The organism is bacterium (assembly GCA_020440705.1).
Taxonomy (GTDB): Bacteria; Krumholzibacteriota; Krumholzibacteriia; order LZORAL124-64-63; family LZORAL124-64-63; genus JAGRNP01.
This window is the reverse complement of record JAGRNP010000136.1, coordinates 1-9,256: the sequence shown is the minus strand read 5'-3', so window position 1 is coordinate 9,256 and position 9,256 is coordinate 1. Positions and strand designations below refer to the sequence as shown.

Annotated in this window: 8 protein-coding genes; all 8 read left to right on the top strand. The window is 73.6% G+C overall.

Annotated features, from left to right (window positions below; all coding sequences use genetic code 11):
* Positions 1–33: 33 nt before the first annotated feature.
* The 8 genes from KDM41_15530 (at position 34) to KDM41_15495 (ending at position 9,128) form a co-directional block, all read left to right on the top strand.
* Positions 34–1,431 carry a polysaccharide biosynthesis C-terminal domain-containing protein gene (locus KDM41_15530; GenBank protein MCB1184839.1) on the top strand — a complete coding sequence of 466 codons (1,398 nt, stop codon included), beginning with the start codon at positions 34–36 and terminating at the stop codon, positions 1,429–1,431.
* A complete protein-coding gene (locus KDM41_15525; GenBank protein MCB1184838.1) occupies positions 1,428–2,519 on the top strand; it encodes a Rieske 2Fe-2S domain-containing protein in 1,092 nt (363 codons plus the stop codon). The genes KDM41_15530 and KDM41_15525 overlap by 4 nt, the downstream gene beginning before the upstream one ends.
* Positions 2,520–2,899: 380 nt before the next feature.
* On the top strand, positions 2,900–3,373 hold the full coding sequence (locus tag KDM41_15520) for a hypothetical protein (GenBank protein MCB1184837.1): 474 nt from the start codon (positions 2,900–2,902) through the stop codon (positions 3,371–3,373).
* Between the two features lie 223 nt (positions 3,374–3,596).
* Positions 3,597–4,019 carry an STAS domain-containing protein gene (locus KDM41_15515; GenBank protein ID MCB1184836.1) on the top strand — a complete coding sequence of 141 codons (423 nt, stop codon included), beginning with the start codon at positions 3,597–3,599 and terminating at the stop codon, positions 4,017–4,019.
* Positions 4,016–4,936, top strand: coding sequence for a 16S rRNA (cytosine(1402)-N(4))-methyltransferase RsmH (gene rsmH / locus KDM41_15510; GenBank protein MCB1184835.1), 921 nt, complete (start codon positions 4,016–4,018; stop codon positions 4,934–4,936). Before KDM41_15515 ends, rsmH begins: the two co-directional genes overlap by 4 nt.
* Before the next feature lie 27 nt (positions 4,937–4,963).
* Positions 4,964–5,467 (top strand): hypothetical protein, encoded by a 504-nt coding sequence (locus KDM41_15505; GenBank protein ID MCB1184834.1) that lies wholly within the window; start codon positions 4,964–4,966, stop codon positions 5,465–5,467.
* Positions 5,464–7,596: a hypothetical protein gene (locus tag KDM41_15500; protein MCB1184833.1), complete on the top strand. Its 2,133-nt coding sequence runs from the start codon at positions 5,464–5,466 to the stop codon at positions 7,594–7,596. Before KDM41_15505 ends, KDM41_15500 begins: the two co-directional genes overlap by 4 nt.
* The gene (locus KDM41_15495; protein MCB1184832.1) at positions 7,596–9,128 is read left to right on the top strand and encodes a UDP-N-acetylmuramoyl-L-alanyl-D-glutamate--2,6-diaminopimelate ligase; all 1,533 of its coding nucleotides are present in this window, start codon (positions 7,596–7,598) and stop codon (positions 9,126–9,128) included. Before KDM41_15500 ends, KDM41_15495 begins: the two co-directional genes overlap by 1 nt.
* Positions 9,129–9,256: the final 128 nt, after the last annotated feature.

The window sequence follows — 9,256 nt, the reverse complement described above, 5'->3', positions numbered from 1 at the left end:
CGGCGCGCCGCGGCGCGTGGGAGGGAATGCCCGATGAAGCTGGTCGAGGCGGGCAGCAAGATCCTCTTCAGCCGTGTGGGGCAGGTGCTGGCCAACGCGGCGGTGGTCATGATCGTGGCCCACATCCTGGGCCCCGAGGGGCAGGGCCACTACAGCCTGACCGTGGCCCTGGTCATGCTGCTGGCGTCGCTGCTCGGCGGGGGCATGGGGCTGGCCGCGGTGCCGCCCCTGCGCCAGGAGAAGATCCGGCCGCAGCGCATGCTCGCCGCCCAGCTGGGCTGGACCGCGGCCATGGTGCTCGTGCTGATCGGGCTCGCGGCGACCTCGACCGGGGGCCGGCTCGCGGGCCTGCTCGGCCGCCATCTCGGCTGGAGCGACGGGGTGGGCTACCTGGCCGCCCTGGCGGCGGTGGGGATCCTCGGCTTCGAGACGTTCTCGTACGACCTGCTGGCCCGGGGTCGGCTGGTGGTCGGCGCGGCGGTCAACGGGGTGCGGGCGACGGGTCATCTGGGGCTCGTGGCGGCGCTGGCCCTCGGCGGCGCCCTCACCTTCGAGCGGACGGTGGGCGCCTTCGCGGTGGCGCAGTTCTGCGGCATGGCCATGGTGCTGATCATCGTCGTGCGCGAATTCCGCCGGGCCCCGGCGGTGCTGCCGGCTCCCGCCGCGGCGCCGCCGCTGCCGCTGAAGCCCGACGCCGAGGAGGTGCCCGACGACCTCGACCGGCGCAGCGTGCCGGCGCTCATCGCCTACAACCTGCGCCGCGGCTGGCTGGGGCAGATCTCGGCCGTCGCCTACTTCCTGCTGCTGCGCCTGGACCAGGGGCTGCTCGAGCACTACCGCGGCGCCGCCGAGGTGGGCATCTACTCGGTCGCCGTGTACATGGGGGAGATGCTGTGGCTGCTGCCCGGCGCCCTGACCCCGCTGCTCGTGCACAGCTCGGCGGCCCACGCCAGCGACCCGGAGCGCGACCGCACCGCGGCGCGGGCCGTGCGCCTGGGCATCCTCGTGACCCTCGCGGTGGGCGTGCCGCTGCTCTTCCTGGTCGAGCCGCTGGTGGGCCTGCTCGCCGGCGGCGAGTACCGGGCGTCGGCCGAGGCCTTCCAGGCGTTGCTGCCGGGCATCGTGGTGTTCGCTCCCGGCGCGGTCCTGGCCGGCGACTTCATCGGGCGCGGCAAGCCCCACTGGAACACCCAGGCGAGCGCCCTGACCGTCCTGGTGAACATCGTCGTGGGCGTGCAGCTCATTCCGCGCTACGGCGCGGTGGGCGCGGCCTGGGCCAGCACCATCGCCTACGCCTGCGGGACCTTCGTCATGCTGGCCCGCTTCCGCCGGGCCACCCGCATGTCCCTGCGGGGCATGATCCTCGGCCAGCACCGGCGCATGATCGCGCCGCCGGACGCGGGCGGCGCCGAACGGGGAGTCGAGCCATGAGAGAGCTGCCGCCCATCGACGCCGACATCCGGCGCGCCGCGACGCCGCCGGGACATCTCTACCACGACCCCGCGATCCACGCCGCGGCCCTCGAGCGGGTCTTCGCCCCGAGCTGGCAGCTGGTGCCGGCCGATGCGCCCGTGCCCGCGGCCGTGGGCCACGCCGCGCCCCTGACCCTGCTGCCGGGCAGCCTCGACGAGCCCCTGCTCCTGCGCCGCGACGAAGCCGGCGACCTGGGCTGCGTGTCCAACGTCTGCACCCATCGGGGCATGCTGCTGCAGCGGGAACCGGGACCCTGCAGCCAGCTGCGCTGCGGCTACCACGGCCGCAGCTTCGCGCCCGACGGCACCCTGACCCATATGCCCGGCTTCGAGGACGCCCACGACTTTCCCGGGCCGGACGACCATCTGCGCCGGCCGGGCCTGTTCCGTCTCGGGCCGCTCACCTTCCTGCAGGTGGTGCCGGGCGTTCCGGCGGCCGCGGTGCTCGGCCCGCTGCAGGCGGCCATGGCGTGGTACCCGTGGGGCGATCTGCGCTTCGCACCGGACCGCAGCCGCGACTACGAGGTGGCGGCGAACTGGGCCCTGTACTGCGAGAACTATCTCGAGGGGTTCCACATCCCCTGGGTGCATCCGGAGCTAAACCGCCGCCTCGACTGGCGGGCCTACGAGGTGCACCTGCACGCCCGGGCGACCCTCCAGGTGGGGATGGGGGTGGCCGGTGATCCGGTCTTCGACCTGCCGGCGGGCCACCCGGACCACGGGCGCCCGGTCGCGGCGTGGTACTGGTGGGTGTACCCCAACCTGATGCTGAACTTCTACCCCTGGGGCCTGTCGGTGAACATCGTCGAGCCGCTGGGCCCGACCCGGTGCCGGGTGCGCTTCCAGAGCCACGTGGCCCGTCCGGACCTGCTGGACCGGGGGGCCGGCGGACCGCTCGACGCCGTCGAGATGGAGGACGAGGCCGTGGTCGAGGCCGTCCAGCGGGGCGTTCGCAGCCGGCTCTACCACCGGGGGCGCTACGCGCCGCGGCACGAGATCGGGACCCACCATTTCCACCGCCTGCTGGTGGCCGATCTGACCGCCTGATCCGATCCCCACATTCGTGTCCCCGGGGCGCCCGCGACCCGGGCCCCCGGGCCCGGAATTTCCCTCGCCGAACAACCATCAAAAAAGCAAAAACAAGGCGAAAACGGCTCCAATGTCGCGATTGGATGCCGAATTCGTGGTCTAATTATTTTGCAAAAACCGCAGTTGGGCGGTTGACAGGCTGGTGGTGGCGGGCTAATATCCGGTGGTGATGAGTGGTGACGCGCGGTGATTAGTGGGGAAAAAACAGGGGAATCCCAGTATAATGGCGGGCGGCCGACGGATCGGCCCGGAACAGCAAGGACGCGACTCCAGCCCGCCATTATCCCCTCCCCGCACCGCCTCCCACGGACCCGGGACCCTGCGCCGGTTCGAGGATCATGAACGACCAGAACGCCACCCCCCAACTGCCGGATGCGGCTTTCGCCTTCCACGGGTCCCACACCCGGGCCGTGGACGCGAAGGGGCGGTTCAATCTGCCGTTCAAGTTCCTGCGCGGCGGCAACGGCCCGGACGAGGACCGCTTCGTGGTGAGCAAGGGCGCCGACGGTTCGCTGAGCCTGCTGCCCCACAGCGTCTGGCTGGCCAACTTCAATCGGCTGCGCCAGACCGAACCGGGGCCGAAGCTGCGGGCCTACCTGCGCCGCATGAGCACCAACAGCCTCATCGTCGAACCCGACGCCCAGGGGCGGGTGGCCGTGAGCCGCGAAACCCTCCTGGAGTACGGCATCGACAAGCGGATCGCGATCGTGGGCATGGGGAGCTACATGGAACTGTGGGATCCCGCCGCCCTCGAGGACGCGAACGCCGAGGTCGAGGGCGAGGCCGCCTTCGACGACCAGTTCTTCCGCTAGGAGAGCGGAGAGACCCCGCCGCCTCCGCACGGATGCGGGGCGGGCGGCGGAAAAGCCGGTGGCACGGATGCCAGCCGGAGACAGCCGGGCAAGAGGGGCGCCGACGGATCGGCGCCCGCCCGGCCGACCAACCGCGGAACAGAGCCCGGTCCGGCCCCGCCGGACCCCCGACCAGCCACGAGAACATGCGCCCACGGAGGGGCGACCCAGGGAAGGAGCCCGCATGCCGAGAGAGTCGACCCGGCCGTTCGTTTCCGGCGACCACGCTCCACAGCATCCGGATGGCCTGCAGATCCGGATCGAACAGAACGAAAGAACGGTCAGGGTCGCTCTCTCGGGAATTCTCGATCGCGAGGGCGTCGACCGGCTGGTGAGTCGTGTCGCACCCCGTCTGGTGAGCCGTGGATGCCGGGTCATCCTCGAGGGCAGCCGGTTGACGCACCTCGACTACCGCGCCACGCGCGGCCTCATCGCCTGGAACCGCCGCCTGCGCGCGTTCGGGCACCAGCTCTTCCTGCAGGAGTGGAGCGACTACCTGAAGGCGATCCTGGTCATGGAGGACTGGGACCGCGAGCTCGGTTCGACCCCCAGTGAAGCCGCCGCGCTGCGCCTGCTCGGGCGCCCGGTTCCCGTCGGCCGGACATGATGATGGCGCCCCACGTGCCGGTGCTCAAGGCCGAGACCCTCGGCTACCTCGCGCCGGGACCGGGGCGGCGCTACGTCGACGGCACCTTCGGCTTCGGGGGACACACGCGGGCCCTGCTCGCGGCGGGCGCCGAGGTCCTGGGCCTGGATCTGGATGCCGTGGCCCACGGCGCCTGCCGCGACCTCGCCGCCGGCGAGACCGGCCTGCACTGCGTGCGCATCTCCTTCCGCCAGCTGGACCGGGCCCTGCGCGAGGTCGCGTGGGACCGGGTCGACGGCGTGCTGCTCGACCTGGGCGTCAGCTCGTTCCAGCTCGACGCCGCCGACAAGGGCTTCAGCTACCGCGCCGACGCTCCCCTGGACCTGCGCTTCGACCAGGACGCGGGGGAGACGGCGGCCGCCCTGCTCGCGCGGCTGCCCGAGGCGGAGATCGCCGACCTGATCTGGCGCTGGGGCGAGGAGCGCGGCAGCCGCCGCATCGCCCGCGCGGTGGTGCGGGCCCGCGACGAGGGGCCCGTCGACACCACGGGCCGCCTGCGCGCGGTGGTCGAATCGACCCTGCCCGGCCGCGTCAAGAGCGAGCCGGTGCTCAGCCGGGTCTTCCAGGCCCTGCGCATCGCCGTCAACGACGAACTGGGCGCCCTGGCCGAGGCCCTGGCCAAGATTCCCGGCCTGCTGCGGAAGGACGGGGTGCTGGTCGTCATCAGCTACCACTCCCTGGAAGACCGCCTGGTCAAGCAGTTCATCGATCGCGAACGCCGCGATTGCGTGTGTCCGCCGGAGGTGCCCGTCTGCGTGTGCGGCCACCGGCAGACCCTCGCGCCCCTGACGCGCAAGGCCGTGACGGCCGGCGCCGACGAGGAGAGAGTCAACGTCCGCTCCCGCAGCGCGAAGCTGCGCGCGGCGCGGAAGATCTGAAGCCTTCGCCAGGAAACGGATGGAACCATGTGGCAAGGAAACCGTGAGCAGAATCCCCAGGGCCCCCGCCGTCGCACCATCATCGGCGCCATGGCCCACCGCCGCGGACGGGTCGGCCGGCGCATCGCGTCCGGCGCGGCGTCCGTGCTGGCGATCTTCCTGCTGCTGACCGCCTCGGTGGTGGTCAGCAACCGCGTGGCCGGTCTGCGGACCGAGATCGCGGCCCTGGAGGATCAGCGGGAACTGCTCGCCGCCGCCTCGGCCAGCCTGCTGCTGGAGTGGAACAAGGCGACGGCCCCTGCCGTGATCACCGAACGGGCCCGGACGGAGCTGGGCCTGGTGGCGCCGATGGATCCGGGGCTGGTCCTGGTCCAGTTGCCCGCGGACGGGCAGCGGACCAGCCCCTGGCGCCGCCTTCTCGATCGCATGGGCGGGGGCGTGGCGGCGGCCGAGGCCGCGCCGGCGCCCGTGCTCGGCACCATGGTTTCGCTGACGCCGCGTGCGGCGCGCGGCCGCGGGAGCGAGCGGTGACCCGCCGCGCCGACGGCAACGGCCGCATCGACGGGCGCTTCGCGCTGCTGCGCGGCCTGATGGTCGGCGCGGGCGTGCTGCTCGCCCTGCGCGTGTTCCAGGTGCAGGTCCTGCTGCACGACGATTATCTGGAGAGGGCCCGGGACCAGTGGGGGGACGAGGTCGCCACCAACGCGGAGCGTGGCCACCTGTACGACCGCCACGGCAAACCCCTGGCCCTCTCCGTCACCACCTGGAAGGTCGGGCTCGTGCCCGGCCGCCTGCGCGCCGAGGACGTCGATCGCGCCTACGCCGCCCTGGCCGAGGTGCTCGGCACGCCGGCCCGCGAGCTGCGCGACAAGGTCCGGCGCCGCGACGGGCGCCACACCCCGCTGGCGGCCGACGTGGTGCTCACCGAGTCGCAGCGCGACCGCCTGTGGATGGCCAGCCACGGCGCGGTGACCCTCGATCCGGTCCACGCGCGCATCTACCCGACCGACGGCGTCGGCGCCTCGCTCATCGGGCGCTACCGGCCCGACCCCGAGCAGAACCTGAACACGGGCCTCGAGCGCAGCCTCGACGGCCTGCTGGCCGGCACGCCCGGCCGGGCCCTGAAGCTGAATACCGGCGATCTGGCCCGCGAGCGCGGCCAGGTCGTGCTGCGCGAGGCCGTCCACGGCCGCAGCCTCGTGCTGAGCCTGGACGCCGACCTGCAGGACATCTGCGAGCGCCGCCTCGCGAGCGCGGTCGCCGACTGCGGCGCCGCCGGCGGGTCGGTGCTGATCATGGATCCGGCCACCGGCGACGTGCTGGCGGCGGCGAGCTGGCCGCTGATGGACACGCGCGAGCACAGCCACCCCGACGGCGCCGTCTGGAACAACCGCAACTTCGACCACCTCTTCGAGCCGGGCTCGGTGCTGAAGGTCTTCACCATGGCCTCGCTGCTGCGCAACAGCGCCGTCGACACCCAGACGGTGTACAACTGCGACAACGGCACCGGCCACCGCATCTACGTGCGCAACGACGGCGGCCACGACTACGGCGACCTGACCCTGATGCAGGCGTTCACCAGGTCGTCGAACGTGTACTTCGCCAAGGCCGTGGCGAACCTGCGGCCCGACGAGTTCTACCGCGACCTGACCTCGTTCGGGTTCGGGCAGCGCACCACCGCGCCCTACCCGAGCCAGCAGGACGGCATCCTGCGCGCGCCGGCCGAGTGGTCGGGCCGCTCGCTGCAGACCCTGAGCATCGGGCAGGAGATGTCGGTCACGGCGCTGCAGCTGGGCATGGCCCTGTGCAGCGTGGGCAACGACGGCGTCCTGTTCGCGCCGCGGCTGGTGCGGGAGATCCGCGACGACCGCGGGCACCTGGTCGAGGCGGTGGCGCCGGTGGCCCTGCGCCGCGTCATGTCGCCGGCCCTGGCCGGACTGCTGCGCGAGGGCATGGCGCGGGTGGTGCGCGAGGGCACCGGCGAGAAGGCCCGCACCGACTGGGTCGACATCGGCGGCAAGACGGGCACGGCCCAGAAGGCCCGGCCCGGCGAGGGCTACGTGGCCTACGTCGCGAGCTTCGGCGGCCTGGTGCCGATCCAGGACCCGCGGCTGATGGTGCTGGTGGTGCTCGACGAGCCCCGCGGCATCCACCACTACGCGGCCCAGAGCGCCGTGCCCCTGTTCCACGACGTGCTGTGCGACATCCGGCGCTCCACCGACTGGCTGACCGACGTGCCGGGCGGCCGCACGGCGCCCTTCGCCGGGGCGGATCCCCAGCGGCTGGTGGCGGTGCCCGACGTCATGTACCTGGGCGTGGGAACGGCGTCGCGCCGGCTGGCGGAGAAGGACCTGGTCCTCGCCGGCGGCGAGCGCGACGGGGTCGTGGTGCAGCAGGTCCCGGCGGCGGGCACGCGCTGCGCCCCGGGCACCGTGGTGACGCTGACCGTGGCCGACCGCGACGTGGCGGCCGCCACGGCGCCCGGGGTGTGCCCCGATTTCAGCGGCCTGAGCAACCGGCAGATCCGCAGTCTCGCCGCCCGCCTGCGCATTCCCGTGTCGCTGCAGGGCGTGGGCTACGCCGTGCGCCAGAGCGTGCGCCCGGGCGAGACGTGGGGGAGCAAGGGCGTGACGATCGAACTGAAGGGGAGCCGGCTCTGATGGCCCTGCCGCTCGGTCAGCTGGTTTCGGTCCTGCCGGGGGTCGCCTGCGAAGGCGACCCCTCTGCGGCCGTCGCGCAGGTGACGGCCGACAGCCGCGAGGCGGGTCCCGGCGTGCTCTTCGTGGCCGTGCGCGGCACCGGCGGCGACGGCCATCGCTTCCTGGCCCAGGCCGCGGCCGCCGGCGCGGCCGGCCTGGTGATCGCCGCCGACCACGCCGGCCCCGTGCCCGGGGGCGTGCCCGTGGTGCGCTGCGCGGACACCCGTCCGGCGCCGGCGCTCCTGGCGCGGGCCCTGCACGGCACGCCGGACGACGCCCTGGTCACGGCCGCGGTGACCGGCACCAACGGCAAGACCACCACGGCCTTCCTGCTGCAGGCCCTCCTCGACCGGGTGCAGGGTCCGTGCGGCCTGCTGGGCACCATCCGCTACAGCGACGGCCGCGAGTCGGTCGCTGCGCCGCTGACCACGCCCGGTGGTCCGGTGTTCTACGCGTGGCTCGGGCGCATGCGCGACAACGGCTGCGGCAGTGTGGCCATGGAGCTCAGCTCCCACGCCCTCGACCAGCAGCGCACCGCCGGCCTCGGCCTCGACGTGGCGGTCATGACGAATCTCGGCCGCGACCACCTGGACTACCACGCGGACCTGGCCGCTTACCTGGCGGCCAAGGCCCGCATCGCCGACCTGCTGCGGCGGGACGGCGCCCGGCGGGGCACCCTCTGCCTGAACGCGGGGGATCCGGCCTTCGCCGACCTGGCCACCGGCGACGTGCCCGTGCTGCGCTGGTGCGCCCGGCCGGAGGCGCCGGCGCCCGGCGCCGACCTGCAGGTCACCACGGCCGTGCTCGGCCTCGACGGCACGCGCCTGGGTCTGGACTGGCGCGGCGAGAAGCTGGAACTGGCGAGTCCCCTGGTGGGCCGCTTCAACGTGGAGAACCTCACGGCCGCCCTCGCGGCGGGTCTGGCCCTCGGCGTCGAGGCCGGGGCCTGCTGCGCGGCGCTGGCCGCCGTGACCCAGGTGCCGGGGCGGCTCGAGCGGATCGGGCTGCCGCAGGGCGGCATCGCGGTGGTCGACTACGCCCACACCCACGATGCCCTGGACGCCGTGCTGACCACCTGCGACGAACTGCTGACCGGCCCGGACGGCCGGCGCCGGGGGCGCCTGCTGGCCGTCTTCGGCTGCGGCGGCGACCGCGACCGGGGCAAGCGCCCGCTCATGGCCCAGGTCGTCGCGCGCGGCGCCGACGCGGCCTGGATCACCTCGGACAATCCGCGCAGCGAGGACCCGGCGGCCATCTGCGCCGACATCACCGCCGGCTTCGACGCCGTGCCCGACCCGCGCGCCGCCGGCCGCGAGGTCGTCATCGACCGCACCGCCGCGGTCGAGGCCGCCCTGGCCGCCGCCGGCGCCGGCGACATCGTCGTCATCGCGGGCAAGGGGCACGAGGACTACCAGATCGTCGGCGACCGAGTGCTCGACCTCGACGACCGCCGCATCGTGCGCGACTGGATCGCCCGCGGGGGCACCTCGTGAGGCCCGCCGCCGGTCGCTTCGCCCTGGCCGAGGCCGCGGCGCTCTTCGCCGAGGCGGGATTGCTGCAGGGCGTGCTCGTGCCCGGGCCCGCGGGGCTCGCGCCCGGCGACGCCCCGGCGGGCGCCTTC